The sequence below is a fragment of the Leifsonia poae genome (genome assembly GCF_050632865.1).
Lineage (GTDB): Bacteria > Actinomycetota > Actinomycetes > Actinomycetales > Microbacteriaceae > Leifsonia > Leifsonia poae_B.
The window spans coordinates 333,803-353,320 of the sequence record NZ_JBODSA010000003.1; the positions used below are offsets into that span (position 1 = coordinate 333,803).

The 19,518-nt window shown below is 68.6% G+C and carries 21 protein-coding genes, 1 tRNA gene and 1 pseudogene; 12 read left to right on the forward strand and 11 right to left on the reverse strand.

The window, feature by feature from the left end:
- Positions 1-10: 10 nt before the first annotated feature.
- Complete coding sequence (locus tag ACRAWB_RS11670; protein WP_431353479.1) at positions 11-1,021, reverse strand: SDR family NAD(P)-dependent oxidoreductase; 1,011 nt, start codon at positions 1,019-1,021, stop codon at positions 11-13.
- Positions 1,022-1,187: 166 nt separating this feature from the next.
- Here ACRAWB_RS11670 and ACRAWB_RS11675 point away from each other — a divergent pair, with 166 nt between their 5' ends.
- The gene (locus ACRAWB_RS11675; protein WP_363806774.1) at positions 1,188-1,412 is read left to right on the forward strand and encodes a hypothetical protein; all 225 of its coding nucleotides are present in this window, start codon (positions 1,188-1,190) and stop codon (positions 1,410-1,412) included.
- Positions 1,413-1,487: 75 nt separating this feature from the next.
- Positions 1,488-1,853: a hypothetical protein gene (locus ACRAWB_RS11680; RefSeq protein WP_431353480.1), complete on the forward strand. Its 366-nt coding sequence runs from the start codon at positions 1,488-1,490 to the stop codon at positions 1,851-1,853.
- A 2-nt stretch (positions 1,854-1,855) separates the two neighbouring features.
- Here ACRAWB_RS11680 and ACRAWB_RS11685 read toward each other — a convergent pair whose 3' ends face one another.
- Both ACRAWB_RS11685 and ACRAWB_RS11690 read right to left on the reverse strand, forming a co-directional pair.
- Positions 1,856-2,857: a quinone oxidoreductase family protein gene (locus tag ACRAWB_RS11685; protein WP_431353481.1), complete on the reverse strand. Its 1,002-nt coding sequence runs from the start codon at positions 2,855-2,857 to the stop codon at positions 1,856-1,858.
- 7 nt (positions 2,858-2,864) lie between these two features.
- Positions 2,865-3,158: a GNAT family N-acetyltransferase gene (locus tag ACRAWB_RS11690; RefSeq protein ID WP_431353482.1), complete on the reverse strand. Its 294-nt coding sequence runs from the start codon at positions 3,156-3,158 to the stop codon at positions 2,865-2,867.
- 167 nt (positions 3,159-3,325) lie between these two features.
- Between ACRAWB_RS11690 and ACRAWB_RS11695 the strand changes: the two genes are divergently transcribed.
- From ACRAWB_RS11695 to ACRAWB_RS11705, 3 genes are all read left to right on the forward strand, one after another.
- Positions 3,326-4,105 carry a dienelactone hydrolase family protein gene (locus tag ACRAWB_RS11695; RefSeq protein WP_431353483.1) on the forward strand — a complete coding sequence of 260 codons (780 nt, stop codon included), beginning with the start codon at positions 3,326-3,328 and terminating at the stop codon, positions 4,103-4,105.
- Positions 4,102-4,491, forward strand: a complete 390-nt coding sequence (locus tag ACRAWB_RS11700) for an MmcQ/YjbR family DNA-binding protein (protein ID WP_431353484.1) — start codon at positions 4,102-4,104, stop codon at positions 4,489-4,491. Before ACRAWB_RS11695 ends, ACRAWB_RS11700 begins: the two co-directional genes overlap by 4 nt.
- 28 nt (positions 4,492-4,519) lie before the next feature.
- A tRNA-Arg gene (locus tag ACRAWB_RS11705) sits at positions 4,520-4,592 on the forward strand.
- Between the two features lie 318 nt (positions 4,593-4,910).
- Here the strand turns inward: ACRAWB_RS11705 and ACRAWB_RS11710 are convergent.
- The gene (locus ACRAWB_RS11710; protein ID WP_431353485.1) at positions 4,911-5,516 is read right to left on the reverse strand and encodes a hypothetical protein; all 606 of its coding nucleotides are present in this window, start codon (positions 5,514-5,516) and stop codon (positions 4,911-4,913) included.
- 258 nt (positions 5,517-5,774) lie between these two features.
- Here ACRAWB_RS11710 and ACRAWB_RS11715 point away from each other — a divergent pair, with 258 nt between their 5' ends.
- Positions 5,775-6,395, forward strand: coding sequence for a DUF433 domain-containing protein (locus ACRAWB_RS11715; protein ID WP_431353486.1), 621 nt, complete (start codon positions 5,775-5,777; stop codon positions 6,393-6,395).
- Positions 6,396-6,427: 32 nt separating this feature from the next.
- Positions 6,428-6,814, forward strand: coding sequence for a hypothetical protein (locus ACRAWB_RS11720; RefSeq protein WP_431353487.1), 387 nt, complete (start codon positions 6,428-6,430; stop codon positions 6,812-6,814).
- A 267-nt stretch (positions 6,815-7,081) separates the two neighbouring features.
- Here the strand turns inward: ACRAWB_RS11720 and ACRAWB_RS11725 are convergent, their stop codons facing one another.
- The 4 genes from ACRAWB_RS11725 to ACRAWB_RS11740 all read right to left on the reverse strand — a co-directional run bounded on the left by ACRAWB_RS11725 (position 7,082) and on the right by ACRAWB_RS11740 (position 11,335).
- The gene (locus tag ACRAWB_RS11725) at positions 7,082-7,372 is read right to left on the reverse strand and encodes a hypothetical protein (RefSeq protein ID WP_431353488.1); all 291 of its coding nucleotides are present in this window, start codon (positions 7,370-7,372) and stop codon (positions 7,082-7,084) included.
- A gap of 115 nt (positions 7,373-7,487) precedes the next feature.
- Positions 7,488-8,744, reverse strand: a complete 1,257-nt coding sequence (locus ACRAWB_RS11730; protein WP_431353489.1) for an arginine deiminase — start codon at positions 8,742-8,744, stop codon at positions 7,488-7,490.
- A gap of 19 nt (positions 8,745-8,763) precedes the next feature.
- Positions 8,764-10,248: a basic amino acid/polyamine antiporter gene (locus ACRAWB_RS11735; protein ID WP_431353490.1), complete on the reverse strand. Its 1,485-nt coding sequence runs from the start codon at positions 10,246-10,248 to the stop codon at positions 8,764-8,766.
- Positions 10,249-10,288: 40 nt separating this feature from the next.
- A complete protein-coding gene (locus ACRAWB_RS11740) occupies positions 10,289-11,335 on the reverse strand; it encodes a LacI family DNA-binding transcriptional regulator (RefSeq protein ID WP_431353491.1) in 1,047 nt (348 codons plus the stop codon).
- Positions 11,336-11,445: 110 nt separating this feature from the next.
- Between ACRAWB_RS11740 and ACRAWB_RS11745 the strand changes: the two genes are divergently transcribed.
- The 4 genes and pseudogenes from ACRAWB_RS11745 to ACRAWB_RS11760 all read left to right on the forward strand — a co-directional run bounded on the left by ACRAWB_RS11745 (position 11,446) and on the right by ACRAWB_RS11760 (position 16,538).
- Positions 11,446-12,369, forward strand: a complete 924-nt coding sequence (locus ACRAWB_RS11745) for a carbohydrate ABC transporter permease (protein WP_431353492.1) — start codon at positions 11,446-11,448, stop codon at positions 12,367-12,369.
- The gene (locus ACRAWB_RS11750) at positions 12,369-13,310 is read left to right on the forward strand and encodes a carbohydrate ABC transporter permease (RefSeq protein ID WP_431353493.1); all 942 of its coding nucleotides are present in this window, start codon (positions 12,369-12,371) and stop codon (positions 13,308-13,310) included. The genes ACRAWB_RS11745 and ACRAWB_RS11750 overlap by 1 nt, the downstream gene beginning before the upstream one ends.
- A 51-nt stretch (positions 13,311-13,361) precedes the next feature.
- Positions 13,362-14,708, forward strand: a complete 1,347-nt coding sequence (locus ACRAWB_RS11755; protein WP_431353494.1) for an ABC transporter substrate-binding protein — start codon at positions 13,362-13,364, stop codon at positions 14,706-14,708.
- Between the two features lie 67 nt (positions 14,709-14,775).
- A pseudogene (locus ACRAWB_RS11760) lies at positions 14,776-16,538 on the forward strand (glycoside hydrolase family 35 protein).
- A gap of 114 nt (positions 16,539-16,652) precedes the next feature.
- On the opposite strand, the gene ACRAWB_RS11765 reads toward ACRAWB_RS11760, so the two are convergent.
- Together ACRAWB_RS11765 and ACRAWB_RS11770 are read right to left on the reverse strand one after the other, a co-directional pair.
- Positions 16,653-17,189: a hypothetical protein gene (locus tag ACRAWB_RS11765; RefSeq protein ID WP_431353495.1), complete on the reverse strand. Its 537-nt coding sequence runs from the start codon at positions 17,187-17,189 to the stop codon at positions 16,653-16,655.
- Positions 17,190-17,286: 97 nt separating this feature from the next.
- On the reverse strand, positions 17,287-18,189 hold the full coding sequence (locus ACRAWB_RS11770) for an SDR family NAD(P)-dependent oxidoreductase (RefSeq protein WP_431353496.1): 903 nt from the start codon (positions 18,187-18,189) through the stop codon (positions 17,287-17,289).
- On the opposite strand from ACRAWB_RS11770, the gene ACRAWB_RS11775 reads away from it, so the two are divergent.
- Positions 18,155-18,742, forward strand: coding sequence for a TetR/AcrR family transcriptional regulator (locus ACRAWB_RS11775; RefSeq protein ID WP_431353497.1), 588 nt, complete (start codon positions 18,155-18,157; stop codon positions 18,740-18,742). The genes ACRAWB_RS11770 and ACRAWB_RS11775 overlap by 35 nt on opposite strands.
- On the opposite strand, the gene ACRAWB_RS11780 is transcribed toward ACRAWB_RS11775, so the two are convergent.
- Positions 18,698-19,468 (reverse strand): COG4705 family protein, encoded by a 771-nt coding sequence (locus ACRAWB_RS11780; RefSeq protein ID WP_431353498.1) that lies wholly within the window; start codon positions 19,466-19,468, stop codon positions 18,698-18,700. The two genes, ACRAWB_RS11775 and ACRAWB_RS11780, sit on opposite strands and share 45 nt — an antisense overlap.
- Between the last annotated feature and the right edge of the window lie 50 nt (positions 19,469-19,518).

Below are 19,518 nucleotides of genomic sequence, written 5' to 3' on the forward strand. Positions count from 1 at the left end.
GCCCGCCGGGTTACTGCACCGACCAGCCGCCGTCGCTCGGCAGCACGGCGCCGTTGATGTTCACGCCGTCGTCGCTGAGCAGGAAGGTGATGGAGGCGGCCAGTTGCTCCGCCGTCGCGATGGTCGGGATCTGCTGCTGGAACGGCGTCAGGCGTGCTGTCCCCGCTTCCGACGGCTTGGCCGGCATCGGGATGCCCGTCGCCACGCCGCCCGGCGCGACGGCGTTGACACGGATTCCCTGCGGGCCGTACATGAACGCCGTGCTGCGGGTGAGGCCGACGACGCCGTGCTTCGACACCGTGTACGCGGTGCCGGACGCGTTGCCGCGGAGCCCCGCTTCCGACGCGACGTTGACGATCGAGCCGCGGCCCGCCTCCAGCATCGCCGGAAGCACCGCGCGCGTCAGCTTGAAGCCGCCGGTCAGGTTGATCCCGATCGTGCGGTCCCAGACGGCGTCGGAGGTCTCGTGCGCCGGTGAGAAGTCGTCGTTGACGCCCGCGACGTTCGCCAGCCCGTCGATGCGGTCGCCCGCGGCCGCGACGATGGCGTCGATGTCCTCCTGCTTCGTGATGTCGCCGACCACGGTCACGACCGTGCCGTCCGGCAGGGAGGATGCGAACTCGGCGAGGCGGTCGGCCGAGACGTCGACGGCCACCACACGTCCGCCTTCGCGGGCGATGCGGGACGCGGTGGCGCGCCCGATGCCCGACGCGGCACCGGTGACGATCACCGTTCGGCCGTCGAAGCGCCCCGGCGTGACCCTCTCGACCCAGCCGGTCTCCACGTCCTCCGGCATCACACCGTCGTTGGCCTGGAGCACCAGCTCGTCGACCACGGACTGCGGTAGCTGTCCCTGACTCATCGCCACGAGCTGCTGCAGCGGGAGACCGCGCACCGGCGCCAGCATCTCCTCGCCGACTCCGGCCTGCGCCAGGAATCCGTGGATCAGCGGCGCTCCTTTCGGGTGCTCCAGCCATTCGCCGATGGTGCTGTGCGCGGTCAGCGGTTTCGGATCGGTCATCGTCGTCCCTCCTCGTTCGGGTGTTCGTGAGGTGATTATGGCACCTAGTGCCACATTGTCGCTGGGAGAACCCACCCAGGATGCGGGGGCGCACCAGGGCTTGCCATCGCCGCCGGAGGGCGTATCGCTGTGCGTACAGCATCCGCGGAACCGGGAGGAGGCGACCATGGACACCGTTCTCGCCGTGCTCGAGCGCGACGACGTCGCATACGAGATCGAGTTCGAGCGCACCAGCGAGCCGCCCTTCGAGTTGCGGTTGCCGTCACATATCGGCGGTGCGGCCGTCGTGGACGTGTTCGACCTCTGCGACTCGACGCTGTGGCCGGAGCTCATCCGGTACCGGTTCACCGAGTGCGTCCCGGTGGTCATCGGCTCCGTCGACGACTTCTGACCCCCGCTGGGCCGCGCGCCTCCGGCGGTTTTTGGTGGATTCCCGGGCCTCCGGCCGCTGGCTATGCTGTGCGCCATGAGCACCAAGAGCCGGCAGGGGCCGCACCAGGAGGAGACGCTGCAGCTGGGCGACAAGCGCGGGCTGTGGGGCGCGTTCGCCGGGCTCATCACCGCGGTGCTGATCGCCTATCCGCTGTCGGCGTGCATCGCGTTCGCGACGCATCCGCAGACGCAGCGGCTGTTCGGCGGAAGACTGGAGTCGGCGTCGGCCGGCGGATTTGCAGCCTTCTGGTGGGTGCTCGCCCTGGGCTGCCTCGCCCTGCCGTTCCTGGTCGGCTTCGGCATCGCCCGCCTCTCGGGGAGGGCCGTGATCGTCATGGTCACGATCGTGGTGCTGTTCATCATCGCCGTGGTGGTCCTGGGGCAGATGTTCGTCTTCTGACGTCAGCCGACGGCGAGCACGACCTTCGTGCCGGGTTCCGCCGCCTCTGCGGCGCGGTGCGCCTCCCAGAGCTGGTCGAACGGGTGGATACGCGGCTCGGCCGTCGTCAGCTCGCCCGACGCCGCGGCGGCGAGCAGGCCCGACAGCATCCGCCGGTACGCGTTGCGGCGCGTCGCGACGTAGAGCGGGGCGCTGCAGACGCGCTCCCAGCGGTGGCCGGCTGCGCCGAGCCCGCCACGGAGGGAATCGGCGCGCTCGTGGCCCGGGCGGCCGGTGAAGGCGGTACGGACCACGACACCGCCCGGCGCGAGCGCATCGCGGACGCGGTCCGTACCGGTGTGGTCGATCACCGCGTCCACAGGGCCGCCGGCCGCCTGGACCACGCGATCCGGCCAGTCCGGGGCAGTGTGGTCGACGACCGGGATGCCGAGCGCCCGCGCGCGGTCGGCCGTGCGCGCCGAGGCGGTGCCGACGACCGTAAGACCGTCGCGCAATGCCAGCTGCGCGGCGAGCGAGCCGACGGCGCCGGACGCGCCCTGCACGAGCACCCGACGCGGCGAGCGCGCCAGCTCCAGCGCGTGCGCCGCGGTCACCCCGTCGAGCGGCAGGACGGCCGCCGCAGCCGGGTCCATCCCCTCCGGGAGCGCCACCAGCAGCGTCGGCGCAACGGTCACGAAGGTCGCGTGCGCGCCCATCCCGGGCAGCACGCCGACGACCGTCGCACCCTCGCGCAGGCCCAGCGCCACCGATACCGCGGACTCGGTCAGCAGCTCGCCGACGAAGTCGTAGCCGCCGATGAAGCCGGGCGACGGATGCAGCACATAGCCGCCGCGCCGGGCCAGCACATCCGTCGATCCGAGCGAGGCGTGCGTCACGCGCACGACGCCCTCGTTGCCGCGCGGCGGGCGGATCGCCTCGCGCGCCAGCACCATCGCGGTCGCGTCGCCGAACCGCGAGACGCGTGCGACGAGCCGGGCGGGCTCTCCGGCGGCCGGTCCGCTCATGCCGCGATCAGCCGGCGCGGCGCTGCAGCAGCGCGGACCGCTCGGGGTGCGCCTCGAACCAGTCGGCGACGTACCAGCACATGGGCACGACGTGCCGCGACCCGTTCTTCTCGATGTCGTCGACCGCGTACTCCACCAGCTGCGCGGCGTAGCCCTTCCCGCGGTGATGCGGCACGGTGAAGGCGCGGGTCAGCGAGATGGAGTCGCCCAGGATGCTGTAGTCGAGCACCCCCACCAGCTCGCCGTCGACGTGCATCGCGTAGCGGCCGGCATCCGTCTGATCGCTGAACTCGGTGGCCATGCGCCCATCGTACGTCCGCGGCCCGCGGGCGGAACCGGGGTAGGGTGAAAAGCGTGGGATCCCGACCCGCACCCGAGGGCTCCCGCGCGTTCCGCGACCAGCCACAGCACGCCAGGCCGCCGGCGGCGCCCGCCGTCCGTGCGACGTGACGATCCTGGAGTCCCACCTTGTCGCTCGACACCCCGTCGCCCGCTCTCGCCCCCGCCTTCCAGACGCTGCTGGAGCGCGTCCCGATCGGGGAGCACGCCGTCATCGAGGCCGAGACGGTGTCATATGAGCACGAGGGGGTGCCGCTGGAGGGCTACCTGTCGCGGGATGTGCAGGCCGACGAGCGCCGGCCGGCGGTGCTGGTCCTCCACGACTGGCACGGCGTCGGCGACAACGTGCGGATGCGCGCCCAGATGCTCGCGCGGCTCGGCTACGTCGCCTTCGCCGCCGACCTGTACGGCGCGGGCGTGCGGCCCACCGGCGACGACGCCCCAGCCGAGGCCGGCAAGTACTACCGCGATCTGCCGCTGCTGCGCTCGCGGGTGGCGGCGGCGTTCAGCTGGCTGCAGCAGCATCCCGCCGTCGACCCTGCGCGACTCGCGGTGATCGGCTATTGCTTCGGCGGGACGGCGGCCCTCGAGTTCGCGCGGACCGGCGCGCCTCTCCGCGGCACGGTGTCGTTCCACGGCGGCCTGATCGCCCACGACCCGTCGGACGCCGGCCAGATCGCCGCATCCCTCCTGGTGCTCACTGGCGGCGCCGACCCCGTGGTCCCCGACGAGGCGGTGGTCGCGTTCGAGCAGGAGCTGCGCGGAGCACCGCACGTGGACTGGCAGATCACCACCTACTCGGGCGCACCACATGCCTTCACGATCCCGGGCACCGACCGCTACCGGCCGGTGGCCGACGCGCGCAGCTGGCGGGCGATGGTGTGCTTCCTGGATGAGGTGTTCAGATGAGCGACCACCCATTGCTGTTCGAGGAGGGCGACCCGCTGGTGGACCGCATCCGCGCCCTCGCGCTGCGCCTGCCCGAGGCCGTCGAGACGGTGAACCACGGCCGTCCGTCCTGGAAAGCCGGCGAGAGCGGGCGTGCGTTCGCGGTGCTCGGCGCGGCGATGAGCCGCCCGGACACGCTCGTCTTCCGCCCCGACCCCGCGGAGGCGCCCGCGTGGCGCCAGGACCCGCGGGTGTTCGTGCCGAAGTACTGGGGCCCGAGCGGTTGGCTCGCGATCGACCTGGACCGGGACGCGTCGGACTGGTCGGAGACCTCGGAGCTGATCGAGACGTCCTACCGCCAGGTCGCGCTCTGCCGTCAATTGGCGGTCTTGGATGCGGTCATGTAAGCTCGTATCCGGCCTGCTTGCGGGCCATGCGCCACTAGCTCAACGGATAGAGCATCTGACTACGGATCAGAAGGTTGGGGGTTCGAATCCCTCGTGGCGCACTGTGCTTGTCGAGCATCGTGCTTCAGGCACACAGGACTGGTTGAGACAGTAGAAAAGCCCCGCCGAAAAGGTTAAACACCGAAACAGCGGGGCTTTTGCTTGTCCAGAGACGTTCTCTCAGCCCCGTGTGTGAGCGCGGAGCGATCAGAAGTAGGTAGCTCGGAAGCAGCTAGCCCGACTACGAATGCAGCTATTCTCGCGATCGACGCCCGGTGATCCCAGATTGTCGCGAAAGCGATGTTATCGAAGTGCCTTCACGTCGCTCACGCGGCGCTCCGAGCCATGTCTCCGTGGTTCTGAGGGGCGCCTGTTGATACTCAATCAGGGGTCGGCACGACGGTCCCAACTTGCTGTCCGGTGTCGGCCGCAGACTCCGACTCAAGCAGGGCGGCATACTCGTCGGGGTCTGCAACCCACTTGGCGCCGCGCACCAGGATCTGTCCACCAACGATTCCCGCTGAGATTCGCGATTGCTCGACGCCCCACTGCTCCGTGAGATCCATCAATTCTTTGACCTCCATGCCCAGCCGTCGAGCCAGCGGATGCGTCGCCGCATACGGATCGGCAAGAAGCAGCGTGACCGCCTTTACGGCTTCTGTCTGCGCGGCGGGTTCGGGCGGGTCGCTAACAGCCGCCGTGGCGACGGCCTGCACAGCGGGAACAAGTTTCGACTGGAAAGCCCCGCGTTCCTGCAACTCCTTGGCGTCAGCGGCCTCCTTGCGCATCTCGCGGCTCAGTTGGTGCGCTTTTGCAGCAACAAACACAGCAGCGGCCCCCACGCCGAGCGTGGCTAAGAGGGACAACAGGGTGAGCCCGAACTGAAGCCAGTCAAACCAACTGGGGCTCTGGTCGGCGAGCAGACCTGCGATTCGTGAGAGCTCGCAAGCAACGGCGTGCGGCGAGCAGTCGATGGCTGCAAGCATGACCGAATCGTATCGGTGGCTACTCGTGGCCCAGGCACGACTTTGCGCCCACCCGAACGAGCGAGCGGGACGCTACCCGGGCGATACGCCGGTGGCGGCCCGGCGAAGCTCGAGTCCCAATGGCCACGTCTCGCGGGGAGACACGAAGGCGTGCCCCTCCGTCTGAGACATGCGCGGGGTTAGACACGAGCACAGGGCAGAAACCCTGGGCAGCCCGAGTCGCTATCATCAGATCAACGCAGGCCAAGGAGGGGGACGATGGCGTTTCCTGTACCGCTCGCCGGCAAGCTCAGCGGAGCGACCCGCAGCCAGCTAGCGCACTGGCGACGGACCAACATTCTGGTGCCTGAGGTGCGCTCCAGCGGCCGCCCTCTGCTTTATTCATTCCGTGACATCGCGGCCCTCAGAGCCTTCGCAAGGCTCCGACAGGAAGCCTCCCTTCAGCAGATCCGCAAGGCTCTCAATTCGCTCCACGCCCTGGACATGTTCGAGCATCCGTCTGCATATCGGCTTGCCCGTGAAGGCGGGACCATCGTCCTTCAAAGAGACGACTCAAAGCCAGTGGATTTGGTCAGGCATCCCGGGCAGATACTCATCGCCAACTTCGAGGACGTGCTGTCAGAATTCGAGAACATCGCGGGGGAGCGGGTGGTTGACCTAAGGCGTCCAGGTAAGCATCTTCAAGTGGAACCCGAACGACTTGGCGGGTGGCCAACAATAGAAGGCACCCGGGTCCCATTCGATGCCGTCGCCGACCTGATCGATGACGGATCGGTCTCTGCGGATCAGGTGGGCTATTACTACCCCGAGGTGTCCACTGAAGCCGCTATGTCGGCACTTGAATTCGCGCGCAGTCTAAGAGAGCCGCACGCGGCGTGAGATTCTACCTAGATGAGTGCGTAAGTCCGCGCGTGCTCGAGCCGCTTCGTCAGGTCTTCGCCCAGCATGAATTCCTTGATTATCAGGGCACCGGGCTCGCGGGCATGAAGGACGTACCGCTGTTCCATGAGATGCGGGCGCGCGCCGTGGATGTCTTCCTGACGATCGACCGATCACAACTCGGGAAGCCCGAAGAGCTAGAAGCAATTCGCGCTGGCGGATGTCATTGGGTCGGGTTCTCCGCGGGCTCAGGCAAGGGAGTGTCGCAGGTAGCACGTACTGGCGCGATGCTACTTGAGACGGTGGCATACATTTCGGACAATGCACCGACAGTCCCAACCGCCTATCGCCCCAAAGCCACCGGGCGCCAACCCAACCAGCTGTTCGTCTCAGTGAGGCCGCTGAGCGAGTTGCCGTAGTGTCGACTACTTCACTCGCAGCGCGCCATGCTCCGACCGTCCGGAGGACACAACGTGCGCCGGATCGCGCAGCAGTGACCGTTTATCGGGCCATGGAGCCTCCTCAACCACGTGCTGTTCAGCACAGAGTCATCAGCCCAGAGTCCCTGGATCACTGAACGGCAGCGGTGTTGCCACACGACGACTGGACGGCCTACAGAAGCCACGCCAGGCCGGTAGGTCAGCACGACCCTTCCAAGGGCGTATCCGCACCTTCGTGCCCAAGCGTCAATCCGTTAGGTTATCGAACTCCCACCAGTGGACGTTTGACAATGCATCGCGCAGCCGGGGCTCTGGATTGCCTAGGCTGAAGCCGCGACTTGCTGTGTGACGGTCAACCTCGGGCAGATCCGCCAGATAAGCAGCCGCGCTGTATCTCAGGTCGCCGGCTTGGGGACCGTGGTCGTAGACCTCTACCGCTACTTCGCGATTGTGGATGTACACCCGATATGTCGTGACCTTCGCGGCCTCATCGGCTCCGGTACGGCCGTTCAAGTAAGCAAGCACTTCTTCGTCCATGGCCGTCACACTATCGAAAGAGGACCACGACCGAGCATTGTGCGTGCAGATGTCCGAGCGCACTTGACGACGGACCAGCGGCCCTCGTTTCGGCGGGGCGTACTTCGCCCCCGGGTCAGAACTCCACCGCATCCCGCACGATAGGGCACGTCATGCAGTGCCCGCCGCCGCGGCCGCGGCCGAGCTCGGCTCCGACGATCGGGATGACCTCGATGCCCGCCTGGCGCAGCAGCGCGTTCGTCGACGTGTTGCGGTCGTAGGCGTAGACCACGCCGGGGCGCAGGGCGACCGCGTTGTTGCCGCTGTCCCACTGCTGGCGCTCCGACTCGTAGTTGTCGCCGGCCGTCTCGATCACGCGCAGCGCCGGGAGGCCCAGGGCCTCGGCGACCACCTCGACGAACGTGCGCGAGCCCTCATCCACCACCCGCACGCCGGGAGGCGCGTCGTCGGGCAGCAGGGTGAAGGTGTGGACGTCGTCCATGATCTTCGGGTACAGCGTGACGACGTCCCGGTCCGCGAACGTGAACACCGTGTCGAGGTGCATCGCCGACCGCAGCTTGGGCATCCCGGCGACGACCACCCGGGATGCTGCGCCCTGCTCGAAGAGCGCCGCGGCAACCTGCGTGATGGCGTGCCGGGAGGTGCGCTCGCTCATCCCGATCAGCACGACGCCGTTGCCGACGGGCATGACGTCGCCGCCCTCCAGGGTCGCCTGTCCCCAGTCGGCCTCAGGGTCTCCCCACCAGACGGTCGCGTCGCGGAAGTCGGGGTGGAAGCCGTACACCGCCTTCATCAGCAGCGTCTCGTCGTGGCGCGCGGGCCAGTACAGCGGGTTGAGGGTCACGCCGCCGTAGATCCAGCAGGTGGTGTCCCGCGTGTAGAGCGTGTTCGGCAGCGGCGGCATCAGGTACTCGCGCACGCCGGTGGACTCGCGGGCCAGCGCGACATAGTCGGTCCGGTAGTCCTCCGGCAGGTCCGAGGTCGCGAGGCCGCCGATCAGGTAGCGGGCCAGCTCCGAGGGCGCCAGGGACTCCAGGTACGCGCGGGTGCCCTCCACCAGACCGAGCCCGACCTCGCCGGGCACGATCTTGCGGTCGAGCAGCCAGGCGCGCGCATCCGGGTCCGCGACCGTCTCCGCAAGGAGCTCGTGCAGCTCCACGACCTCCACGTCGTTCGACCGCAGGTCGGCGACGAAGGCGGCGTGGTCGCGGATGGCGTTGTCCACCCACATCACGTCGTCGAAGAGCAGGTCGTCCGCGTTGCCGGGCGTCAGCCGATGGTGGGCGAGCCCGGGCGAGCAGACCAGCACCTTCCTCAGCCGACCGACCTCCGAGTGGACGCCGTAGCCTTGCGCGCCTGGCGTGTCCGTCATGATTCCTCCCGCCCCTCGCTCACAGGACGATCCAGCCGAGGGCGAGAGCGAGGATGGCCGCCGCGGCTCCGACAAGGGAGATGACCAGGATGACGACCTCGCGCCCGGAGAACACGCGCCGTCCCTGCTCGCGGCGGGCCATAGCGAAGAGGATGGTCGCCGGCGCGTAGATGACGAACGAGACGAGGACGAACTTCAGCCCGGCCGCGAAGATGAGGTACAGGGTGTAGACGGTCGCCAGGATCGCCACCGTCAGGTCCCGCCCGCGGCCGCTCGGCTGATCACGATACGTGTCGCGTGTGAGCACGAGCTTCAGCGCGTAGGCCGCGACGAAGAAGAACGGGATGAGTGTCAGGGCGCTCGTCAGGTCGAGCGCGAGGTTGAAGGCGTCCTGCGAGAAGTAGGTGATGATGAGCACCGCCTGCACGAAGATGGCCGTCACCAGCAGTGCCGGAACCGGGACGTCCGCGCTGTTCGAGCGCGACAGGAACCGCGGCATGTCCTGGTCCTTCGCGGCGACGAACAGCACCTCGGCGGCCATCAGCGACCAGGCGAGGTAGGCGCCGAGCACCGAGACGATGAGGCCGATGCTCACGAACCAGGCGCCCCAGGGACCGACCGCCGCCGCGAGCACGCCGGCCATCGACGGCTGGCGCAGCTGGGCGATCTCGCCCATCGGCAGCACCCCGTACGACACGATCGTGACCGACGCGAAGATCGCGAAGACGCTGAGGAAGCCGAGGATGGTCGCGCGTCCCACATCCGACCGTCGCTTCGCGTGCCGGGAGTAGACGCTCGCTCCCTCGACGCCGAGGAACACGAAGACGGTGACCAGCATCGTCCCGGTCACCTGGTCGAAGAGCGAGCCGGCGTAGTCGGCTCCCGCCCAGTTCTCCGCGAAGACCTGCGGCTTGAGCGCGAAGAGCGCGAGCAGGATGAACACGACGATCGGCACGATTTTGGCCACCGTGACGATGCGGTTGATGACCGCAGCCTCGCGGATCCCGCGCCGGATGAGGAAGAAGAACGCCCACAGGCCGACCGATGACACGGCGATCGCGACGAGGCTGTCGCCGTCGCCCAGGGCCGGGATCACGGCGCCGACCGTCGACATGATGAAGACCCAGTAGAAGACCAGCCCCATGGCGGCGCTGGCCCAATAGCCGATCGCCGAGAAGAAGCCGAGGTACTGCCCGAACCCCTCCTTCGCGTACGCGTAGACGCCGGCGTCGAGCTGCGGCTTGCGGACGGCGAGCATCTGGAAGACGAACGCGAGCATCAGCATCCCGAGGCCGGCGATGGTCCACGCGATCAGCGAGCCCGCGACCCCCGTCTCCTGCGCGAACCGGCGCGGAAGCGAGAACACGCCCGCGCCGACCATCGAGCCGACGACCATGCCGGTCATCGTCAGCATCGAGAGCTTCACCGCAGGCGCCTGCTGCGGCTGCTTCACATCCGTCGTCGCCATTCCCCCGACCTCCCCATGGTCGCTGACGGGCGACATCTAACTCTCCGGCCGGGACGCGCGTCAAGAACCGATTGCGCTACTCCGCCGGCGGCGCGGTGCTCGCACGCACGACCAGCCGTGTCGACATGACCGACGAGCGGACGGGCTCCGGGCGCGCCTCGATCTCGGCGATCAGGAGCTCCAGGGCGCGGCGCCCGATCGCTTCGAACTCCTGGTGGACCGTGGTGAGCGGCGGCCAGAAGGAGTCGGACTCCGCCATGTCGTCGAAGCCGACCACGCTGACGTCCTCGGGCACGCGGCGACCGGCCTCGTGGAGGGCGCGGAGCACGCCGAGCGCCATCTGGTCGTTCGCCGCGAAGACCGCCGTGATCTCGGGACGGGATGCGATCTCCTGGCCGTGGCGATAGCCGGCCGCCGTCGACCAGTCGCCGCGGAACACCTCCGGGACCGGCGCGCCGGCCTGCTCGAGCGTCCGCCGCCAGGACTCCTCTCGACGGGCCGCCGAGTACGACTCGGCGGGACCGGAGATGTGCCAGACGGTGGAGTGGCCCAGGCCGAGCAGGTGCTCGGTCGCCTGGCGCGCGCCCTCGGCCTGGTCGGTGTCCACCTGCGGGTAGTCTCGCCGCTCGGTGGAGTCGACCACGACGACGGAGAGGCCCGACGGCAGCTCGACGTCCGACCGATCGGCGATGTGCGCCTCGAGCACGACGATGATCCCGTCGACGGCCTGCTCGAGCAGGCGGGAGAAGGCGGCGCTGACATCCTGCTGGGTCGGCCGTTCGACCGGGACTACGGTGATCGAGTAGCCGGCCTTCGCCGCCGAGACAGCGATCGCATCCAGGGTGCGCATGTTGCCGTACGAGGAGAGCGTGAACATCATCACGCCGATGTTGCGGAACTGACCCGAGCGAAGCGCGCGGGCGGCCCGGTTGGGGCGGTAGCCGAGCGCCTGCATCGAGGTGAGGACGCGCTGCCGCGTGGTCTCCTCCACATTCGTGAGCCCGTTCGCGACACGCGACACCGTCTGGGTGGACACCCCCGCGTGCGCCGCCACATCGCCCAGCGAGGGGCCGCGCTTGCGGGTCGCCGTAGCGGGCGGGGTGTCGGCGATGGGCTCGGTCATGGCTCCACTTTCTCACATCGGAGTTGCGCTGTGTTGACGTCAACATGTTAGAGTGGCGCCCACGATGTTGACGTAAACATCTGAACCGACCCAGAACCCACGGGGAAGACATGACAACGACGTCCCTCACGCAGGCGACCACGCCGGGCGGCACGCGCCGCCTCCGCCGGCCGCGCCGCGACTGGCGAGGCTGGGCCTTCGTCGCACCTTTCATGATCGTGTTCGCGGCCATGATCATCGCCCCGGTCGTCTACGCGATCTACCTCAGCCTCTTCCGGCAGCAGCTCATCGGCGGCAACGCGTTCGTCGGCCTCGGCAACTACGTGGCGGTCTTCCAGGACGAGAAGTTCTGGGCCTCCCTCGGCCGCGTGACCATCTTCCTGGTCGTGCAGGTGCCGATCATGCTCGTGCTCTCGCTGGTCGCCGCTCTCGCGCTCGACAGCGCGCGCCTCCACGGAGCCGGGTTCTTCCGGATCGCGCTCTTCCTCCCGTACGCGGTCCCCGGCGTCGTCGCGGCGCTGATCTGGGGCTTCATCTACGGCGACCAGTTCGGACTCACCGCGAGCCTCAACCAGCTGCTCGGCACCGGGCTCGCGCCGCTCAGCGGGCCGTGGGTGCTCGCCTCGATCGGCAACATAGTGACCTGGGAGTTCATGGGCTACAACATGCTCATCTTCTACGCCGCGCTGCGCGTCATCCCGGGCGAGCTGTACGAAGCGGCCGAGATCGACGGCGCCGGCGCGTTCCGCACGGTGTTCAGCATCAAGCTCCCAGCCATCCGCGGTGCGCTGGTGATCGCGACGATCTTCTCGATCATCGGCAGCTTCCAGCTCTTCAACGAGCCGAACCTCCTGAAGCAGCTGGCGCCGAACGCGATCAGCAGCTCCTTCACCCCGAACATGTACGCCTACAACCTCTCGTTCGCCGGGCAGCAGTTCAACTATGCGGCGACCGTCGCGATCGTCATGGGCGTCGTCACCGCGGTGATCGCCTACGTGGTCCAGCTCCGCGGCTCGAGGAAGGAGCTCCGCTGATGGCCTCCGTGACCGACACGCGCAGCCCGCGCACCCGCACCCGCACGGCGCCGTCCCGTGCCGCCGCCCGCAGCAACGCCGGCGCCTCCTCCGGCCGCCGGATCCGCAAGTCGCCAGTGCTGACCATCGTGATGATCCTCTTCGTCATCTACTCGTTCGTGCCGCTGGTCTGGCTGATCGTCAACGCGACGAAGAGCCAGCCCGACCTGTACTCGTCGTTCGGGCTGTGGTTCGGCAAGGACTTCAACCTCATCCAGAACATCGTGGACACCTTCACCTACCGCGGCGGGATCTTCGTGCAGTGGCTCGGTAACACGCTGCTCTACGTGGTCGTCGGCGCGGGAGGCGCGACGCTGCTGGCCACGGTCGCCGGCTACGGCCTGGCGAAGTACGACTTCCCGGGCAAGAAGGCGGTCTTCGCCGTCGTGCTCGGCGCCATCGCGGTCCCCGGCACGGCGCTGGCCGTCCCGACCTTCCTGATGTTCAGCCAGGCTGGTCTCACGAACACGCCGTGGGCGATCATCCTGCCGTCGCTGATCAGCCCGTTCGGCCTCTACCTGATCTGGACCTACGCCACCGAGGCCGTCCCGACCGAGCTGCTGGAGGCGGCGCGGATGGACGGGGCGAGCGAGTTCCGCACGTTCTTCACCGTCTCGCTGCGGCTCCTCGCCCCCGGGATCGTCACGGTCGCGCTGTTCGCGATCGTCGCCACCTGGAACAACTACTTCCTGCCGCTCATCATGCTGAGCGATCCGACCTGGTACCCCCTCACGGTCGGGCTCAGCCAGTGGAGCGCGCAGGCGACCGGGGTCGGCGCCCAGCCGATCTTCAACCTCGTGATCACCGGATCGCTCATCACGATCGTCCCGATCGTGGCCGCGTTCCTGGTGCTCCAGCGCTACTGGCAGTCGGGTCTCGCCGCCGGGAGCGTCAAGCAGTAACCGCATCCACCATCCATGCATCGCATTCCACGAAGAAGTGAAAGGGAACCCATGAAGCGCACACTCGCGTCCCGGACTCTGCGCCGGGCCGTCGCGGCGGCGGTCGTCAGCACCGTCATCGGCGTCTCGCTCGCCGCCTGCTCCGGCGGCACGTCGTCGGGCGGCGGCAGCGCCTCCGACATCGACGCGGCCCTCAAGCAGGGCGGCACCATCACGTACTGGTCCTGGACCCCGTCGGCCGAGGCGCAGGTCGCCGCGTTCGAGAAGGAGTACCCGAAGGTCAAGGTCAAGCTGGTCAACGCCGGCACGAACACGACCGAGTACACCAAGCTCCAGAACGCCATCAAGGCGGGATCGGGCGCCCCGGACGTCGCACAGGTCGAGTACTACGCCATCCCGCAGTTCGCGCTCTCGGACTCCCTGGTCGACCTGACGCAGTACGGCTTCGACAAGCTCAAGGGCGACTACACGCCCGGCCCGTGGGGTTCGGTGAACGTCGGCGGCAAGCTCGTCGGCCTCCCCCAGGACTCCGGCCCCATGGCGATGTTCTACAACAAGACCCTCTTCGACAAGTACGGCATCGAGGTGCCGAAGACCTGGGACGAGTACGTCGCCGCCGCGCAGAAGCTGCACGCCGCCGACCCCAACGCCTACATCACCAGCGACTCGGGCGACTCCGGCTTCACCACCTCGATGATCTGGCAGGCCGGCGGCCGTCCGTTCACGGTCGACGGCACGAAGGCGACCATCAACCTCCAGGACGAGGGCACCAAGAAGTGGACCGCCACGTGGGACAAGCTGGTCGAGGGCAAGCTGCTCTCCACCGTCCCCGGCTGGAGCGACGACTGGTTCAAGGCGCTCGGCAACGGCTCGATCGCGACCCTCGTCACCGGCGCGTGGATGCCCGGCGTGCTCGAGTCGTCGGTGAAGGACGGCTCCGGCCAGTGGCGCGTCGCGCCCATCCCGACCTATGACGGCAAGCCGGCGAACGCAGAGAACGGCGGCGGCGGCCAGGTCGTGCTCAAGCAGAGCAAGAACCAGGCGCTCGCGGCCGGGTTCCTCAAGTGGCTGAACAACGACGAGGACAGCATCAAGGTCTTCCTGGAGTCGGGCGGCTTCCCGTCCACGACGAAGGACCTGAACTCGTCCGACTTCCTCGCCACCGCCCCGGAGTACTTCGGCGGCCAGAAGATCAACGAGGTGCTGGTGGACGGCGCCAAGAACGTGTCGACCGGATGGCAGTACCTGCCGTTCCAGGTCTACGCGAACAGCATCTACGGCGACACCGTCGGCCAGTCCTACACGTCCAACTCCAGCCTGAACCCCGGCCTGCAGGCCTGGCAGAAGGCGCTGGTCGACTACGGCAACCAGCAGGGCTTCACCGTCAGCGGCAAGTAGCCCCCGGCGCGTGGCCGGTCGCGACGCGCGGCCGGCCACGCGCATCCACCCACTTCGCAGGAGAATGATGACCACCTTCGAGATCGCGGGAGACGACTTCGTCCTCGACGGCGAGCCCCACCGCATCCTCTCGGGAGCGATCCACTACTTCCGGGTGCACCCGGACGACTGGGCCGACCGCATCCACACGGCGCGCCTGATGGGGCTCAACACCATCGAGACGTACGTGCCGTGGAACGCGCACGAGCCGCAGCCCGGCCAGTGGATCACCGAGGGCGGTCTCGACCTGTCCCGTTTCCTGCGCACCATCGCCGACGAGGGGATGCACGCGATCGTGCGCCCCGGACCCTACATCTGCGCCGAGTGGGACAACGGCGGGCTGCCCGCGTGGCTGTTCACCGATCCGTCGGTCGGTATCCGCCGGTCGGAGCCGCAGTTCATCGCCGCGGTCAGCCGGTACCTGCGGAACGTGCTCAACATCGTCCGGCCGCTGCAGGTCACCGAGGGCGGGCCGGTGCTGCTCGTGCAGGTGGAGAACGAGTACGGCGCGTACGGCGACGACGCCGACTACCTCTCGGAGCTTGTGCGGGTCATCCGCGACGCCGGGATCGTCGTGCCCTTGACGACCGTCGACCAGCCCGAGGACGACATGCTGCGCAACGGCTCGCTCCCCGGGCTGCTGAAGACCGGGTCTTTCGGCTCCCGGTCGCGTGAGCGCCTGGCGACCCTGCGGCGTCACCAGCCCACCGGGCCGCTGATGTGCTCCGAGTTCTGGGACGGCTGGTTCGACAGCTGGGGCACGCACCACCACACCACCTCCGTGGAGCAGTCCGCCGGCGACCTGGACGACCTGCTCGCTCTCGGCGCCTCGGTGAACCTCTACATGTTCCACGGCGGCACCAACTTCGGCTTCACCAACGGCGCCAACGACAAGGGCGTCTACCAACCGATCGTCACGAGCTACGACTACGACGCCCCGCTCGACGAGGCTGGCGAGCCGACCGAGAAGTTCTGGGCGTTCCGGGATGTGATCGCCAAGTACGCCCCAGTGCCGTCGCTGGAGCCGGTGGCCGCGGCCGCGGCGCCGTCGTTCACCGTGCCGTTCGACGCGGCGGTGCCGCTGTGGGCGGTCGCGGACCGGCTGGGCGAGTGGTCGCACGTGGACGCGCTGCCGACCTTCGACGAGCTCGGCCACTACAGCGGCCTCGGTCTGTACCGCACCGAGATCGACACCACCGAACCGGCGGTGCTCGAGTTCGGCGAGGTCCGCGACCGCGCCTACGTCTCGGTCGGCGACAGCCGCCTCGGTGTGCTGGCGCGCGACCACCACGACACCGCGATCTTCTCTCGCCCTCCCGCGGGACCCTGACTGTGCTGGTCGAGGACCAGGGCCGCGTCGACTACGGCCGCCGCATCGGCGAGCCGAAGGGCCTGATCGGCCCGGTGCAGCTCAATGGCGAGGAGCTGCAACGCTGGAGCGTGCTCCCGCTGGAGCTCTCGTCCATCTCACCGGTAGCCGACGCGCTGGCGACTTCGGATGTGCCTCCGCCGTCGCGCCTGGCGGGCCCGGTCTTCGCGCGCGCGGTCTTCGACCTCGACGAGCCGGCTCCCCTGTTCCTCGACACGACGGGATGGGGCAAGGGCGTCGCGTGGATCAACGGCTTCAACCTCGGCCGCTACTGGACCCGTGGGCCGCAGGAGACGCTGTACGTGCCGCGCGGGGTGCTGCGCACCGGGGGCAACGAGCTGATCGTGCTCGAGCTCGAGTCGGCGGCCGAGGCGGTCGCGGCGTTCGTCGCCGAGCCGCGGCTGGGGCACACGGAGTTCTGACCGCTATCGATTCCGACGGGATGATTCAGCTAGAATCGATGCTGCAAGCTGCAGTAGCGGCTTGAAGTAGGCCTGGCAGTCAACCGGACGGTTCGACCAGCCAGGCTCGCGTCTTCAAAGGACGCGATGCTCGGCGATCATCGGACCGGCTCGACGTTTCCACTCTCCACCTGCATTGCAGCACCAGGCCAAGGCATCGCTCACCCACAGCAGGGCGTGCTCGCCGGGGTCGGCGTGGTAGTAGGCAAGGTCGTATCGGCTGTTCCGTAGCAACGCCTCGCGAATCACGCGGCGGTCGTAGGGTTCGATGGGCGGATGCCGTTCCAGGACGAGCGAGTGCGCGCCTCCGGCAACGAGGTCATCGACGAGCGCTTCTAAGCATGCGCCACGGGCGATCCGCTCACCTTCTCCGCGGACGGTATAGATGAGCACACGGACGCCGAGCTCCGCCATCCGCGACAGCAACAGGCGGCGCCGGGAGTCGGATTCCTGGTTGAAGTGGATGCGGCGCTGCCCGGGTTTGAGCAGTTTGCGCAGAGACTTCTCCACCTGCTTCGCCTCCGCGGGCAGAACGACCGTCGCAGCGATGTGGTAGCCCTTCGCCTTGCATTCGTCGACGAAGACTCGAGCGCCGGGGGCGACAGTGGTCATACTCGTGCCCCTTCAGCCCGACTCGTTCCAGGCTAACGAGCACGCCCCTGCGGCCGGCCGCGGTGGCCGCAATCGCGGCCACCGCAGCCTTGGGCGCTCAGGCGGTCCAGCCGCCGTCGATCGTGACGGACGAGCCGGTCATGTAGCCGGACGCGTCGGACGCGATCCACGAGACGAGCTCGCCGACGTCGGAGCTGTGGCCGAAGCGGCCGAAGGCGGTGAAGCCGGCCAGGTAGTCGCCGGCCTCGCCCGATGCCGGGTTGCCCTCGGTGTCGATCGGGCCCGGCTGGATGACGTTGACCGTGATGCCGCGGCCCGCGAGGTCGCGCGCCAGGCCCTTCGTGAAGCCGACCATCGCGGCCTTCGTCAGGCCGTAGACCGCGCCGCCGCTGAACGGGATGCGCTCGGCGTTGACGCTGCCGATCGTGATGATCCGGCCGCCGTCCGCCAGCAGCGGGATGGCGGCCTGCGTGGCGTAGACCGTTCCCCGGATGTTGAGGTCGATCGTCGCCTCGATGTGCTCGTCGGGCGTCTCGGTGAAATGCTCGAACCATCCACCTCCGGCGTTGTTGACGAGGATGTCGAGGCCGCCGAGCGCATCGACCGCGTCGCGGACGCCCGCGCGGGCGGTGTCGGCGTCGGAGGCGTCGGCGTGCACGGCGACCGCGCGTCCGCCGGCGGCGACGATGTCGGCCACGAGGGCGTCGGCCCGCTCGCGCGAGGCGCGGTAGGTGACGGCGACCTCGGCGCCGTGGGCGGCGAGCGCGCGGGCGATGCCCTCGCCGATGCCGCGGGCTCCCCGGTGACGAGCGCCTTCTTGCCGGCGAGGGTCTGGGTGGTGGCGATGGTGGGGTTCATGAACTGCTCCATTTCTGTTCGAGACGGTACATAAAACACCGCCATTGCTCCCACATTCCCAAAATGAGAGAATTCTTTTCAGATCAGTACAGAAAGAGGTGAGCGGGATGGCCGGACGCGGGCGACCGCGCGGATTCGACACCGACGAGGCTCTGGACGCGGCGGTCGAGGTGTTCTGGCGCCAGGGTTACGAAGGCACCACCCTCGACGACCTCACCTCGGCCATGGGCATCAACCGCCCTAGCCTCTACGCCGCCTTCGGCAACAAGGAGGAGACGTTCAAGCAGGCGGTCGCCCGCTACGCCGAGGTGGACATGGCGTACGTGGGCGACGCCCTCGAGGAGCCGACCGCGCACGCGGTGGCCGAGCACTACCTCCAGAGCAACGTCCGGGCGATCACGACGCCGGGCAAGCCCGCCGGCTGTCTGTCGATCCAAGGCGGCCTCGCGGGGAGCGCGGAGGACCAGCGGATCGTGCGGTTCCTCGCCGACAGCCGCGCCTCGGGCGAGCACCGGCTTGCCGAGCGCTTCCGCCGGGCCGTCGCCGAGGGGGACCTCGACGCGGACGAGCGCCCGGCCGACCTCGCGAAATACCTGGTGACGGTTAGCGCCGGGCTGGCCGTGCAGGCCTCGGCGGGCGCGAGCCGCGCGTCACTCCAGCGCGTCGCCGAGCGCGCCCTGCGCGCGTTCCCCTGAGCCGGCCGACCGCGGCCGCCGGCTGAGCACGGCGACGCACACCACGATCGCCGCGAGCAGGGCGAGGCTGACCGGCCCGGTCCCGAGGGCGAGTCCGCCGCGGGCGTGCGAGACGGCGAGGCCGTCCGAGATGGAGGCGCCGAACGGCCGGGTCAGCACATATGAGGTCCAGAACGCGGCGGTCGCGCCGAGTCCCCACCGCCGGTACGCGACACCGGGCAAGGCGAACAGGATGCCGAACACCAGCGCCGAGAGCCAGTACCCCATCCCGAACGTGACCGCCGTCAGGTCGCCGACGGCCGTGCCGAGGGCGAAGGTCGCGAGCACCGCGCACCAGTAGAACACCTGGCGCGGGAAGGTGTCGATGCTGTGCACCGAGAGCGTCCGCTGCGTCGCGTACCAGAGCACGAACACCGCCGCGAGGACGACGGCGAACACCACGGTCGACACGAGATACGGCACGCCGAGCTCGACGTGGAGCACGTCCGCGACCATCGTGCCGAACACCGCCACCATGAGCACGGCGAGCCAGTACACCCACGGGATGTAGCGGCGCACCGCGAACTGCAGCACGAGCGCTCCGGCGAACACGACGAACGCGCCGCCGACCGCGATGAACGGGTTGATGGTCTTCACCAGGAAGTCGGACGCGGTCTCGCCCATCGCCGTCGTCAGCAGCTTGGTCACCCAGAACAGGGCGGTGACGGCGGGAACGGTGTTGCGCATCCTCACAGCATCCCGAACCGCGCGACGCCGCCGCTGGGGAAACCCTGCTT

What these genes read in the sequence shown, in the direction of transcription:
- ACRAWB_RS11670 (WP_431353479.1), bottom strand. Translation starts at nt 1,021, where the DNA reads ATGACCGATCCGAAACCGCTGACCGCGCACAGCACCATCGGCGAATGG.
- ACRAWB_RS11765 (WP_431353495.1), bottom strand. Translation starts at nt 17,189, where the DNA reads ATGACCACTGTCGCCCCCGGCGCTCGAGTCTTCGTCGACGAATGCAAG.
- ACRAWB_RS11780 (WP_431353498.1), bottom strand. Translation starts at nt 19,468, where the DNA reads ATGCGCAACACCGTTCCCGCCGTCACCGCCCTGTTCTGGGTGACCAAG.
- ACRAWB_RS11750 (WP_431353493.1), top strand. Translation starts at nt 12,369, where the DNA reads ATGGCCTCCGTGACCGACACGCGCAGCCCGCGCACCCGCACCCGCACG.
- ACRAWB_RS11680 (WP_431353480.1), top strand. Translation starts at nt 1,488, where the DNA reads ATGAGCACCAAGAGCCGGCAGGGGCCGCACCAGGAGGAGACGCTGCAG.
- ACRAWB_RS11710 (WP_431353485.1), bottom strand. Translation starts at nt 5,516, where the DNA reads ATGCTTGCAGCCATCGACTGCTCGCCGCACGCCGTTGCTTGCGAGCTC.
- ACRAWB_RS11675 (WP_363806774.1), top strand. Translation starts at nt 1,188, where the DNA reads ATGGACACCGTTCTCGCCGTGCTCGAGCGCGACGACGTCGCATACGAG.
- ACRAWB_RS11755 (WP_431353494.1), top strand. Translation starts at nt 13,362, where the DNA reads ATGAAGCGCACACTCGCGTCCCGGACTCTGCGCCGGGCCGTCGCGGCG.
- ACRAWB_RS11775 (WP_431353497.1), top strand. Translation starts at nt 18,155, where the DNA reads ATGGCCGGACGCGGGCGACCGCGCGGATTCGACACCGACGAGGCTCTG.
- ACRAWB_RS11735 (WP_431353490.1), bottom strand. Translation starts at nt 10,248, where the DNA reads ATGTCGCCCGTCAGCGACCATGGGGAGGTCGGGGGAATGGCGACGACG.
- ACRAWB_RS11745 (WP_431353492.1), top strand. Translation starts at nt 11,446, where the DNA reads ATGACAACGACGTCCCTCACGCAGGCGACCACGCCGGGCGGCACGCGC.
- ACRAWB_RS11685 (WP_431353481.1), bottom strand. Translation starts at nt 2,857, where the DNA reads ATGAGCGGACCGGCCGCCGGAGAGCCCGCCCGGCTCGTCGCACGCGTC.
- ACRAWB_RS11690 (WP_431353482.1), bottom strand. Translation starts at nt 3,158, where the DNA reads ATGGCCACCGAGTTCAGCGATCAGACGGATGCCGGCCGCTACGCGATG.
- ACRAWB_RS11740 (WP_431353491.1), bottom strand. Translation starts at nt 11,335, where the DNA reads ATGACCGAGCCCATCGCCGACACCCCGCCCGCTACGGCGACCCGCAAG.
- ACRAWB_RS11715 (WP_431353486.1), top strand. Translation starts at nt 5,775, where the DNA reads ATGGCGTTTCCTGTACCGCTCGCCGGCAAGCTCAGCGGAGCGACCCGC.
- ACRAWB_RS11730 (WP_431353489.1), bottom strand. Translation starts at nt 8,744, where the DNA reads ATGACGGACACGCCAGGCGCGCAAGGCTACGGCGTCCACTCGGAGGTC.
- ACRAWB_RS11700 (WP_431353484.1), top strand. Translation starts at nt 4,102, where the DNA reads ATGAGCGACCACCCATTGCTGTTCGAGGAGGGCGACCCGCTGGTGGAC.
- ACRAWB_RS11725 (WP_431353488.1), bottom strand. Translation starts at nt 7,372, where the DNA reads ATGGACGAAGAAGTGCTTGCTTACTTGAACGGCCGTACCGGAGCCGAT.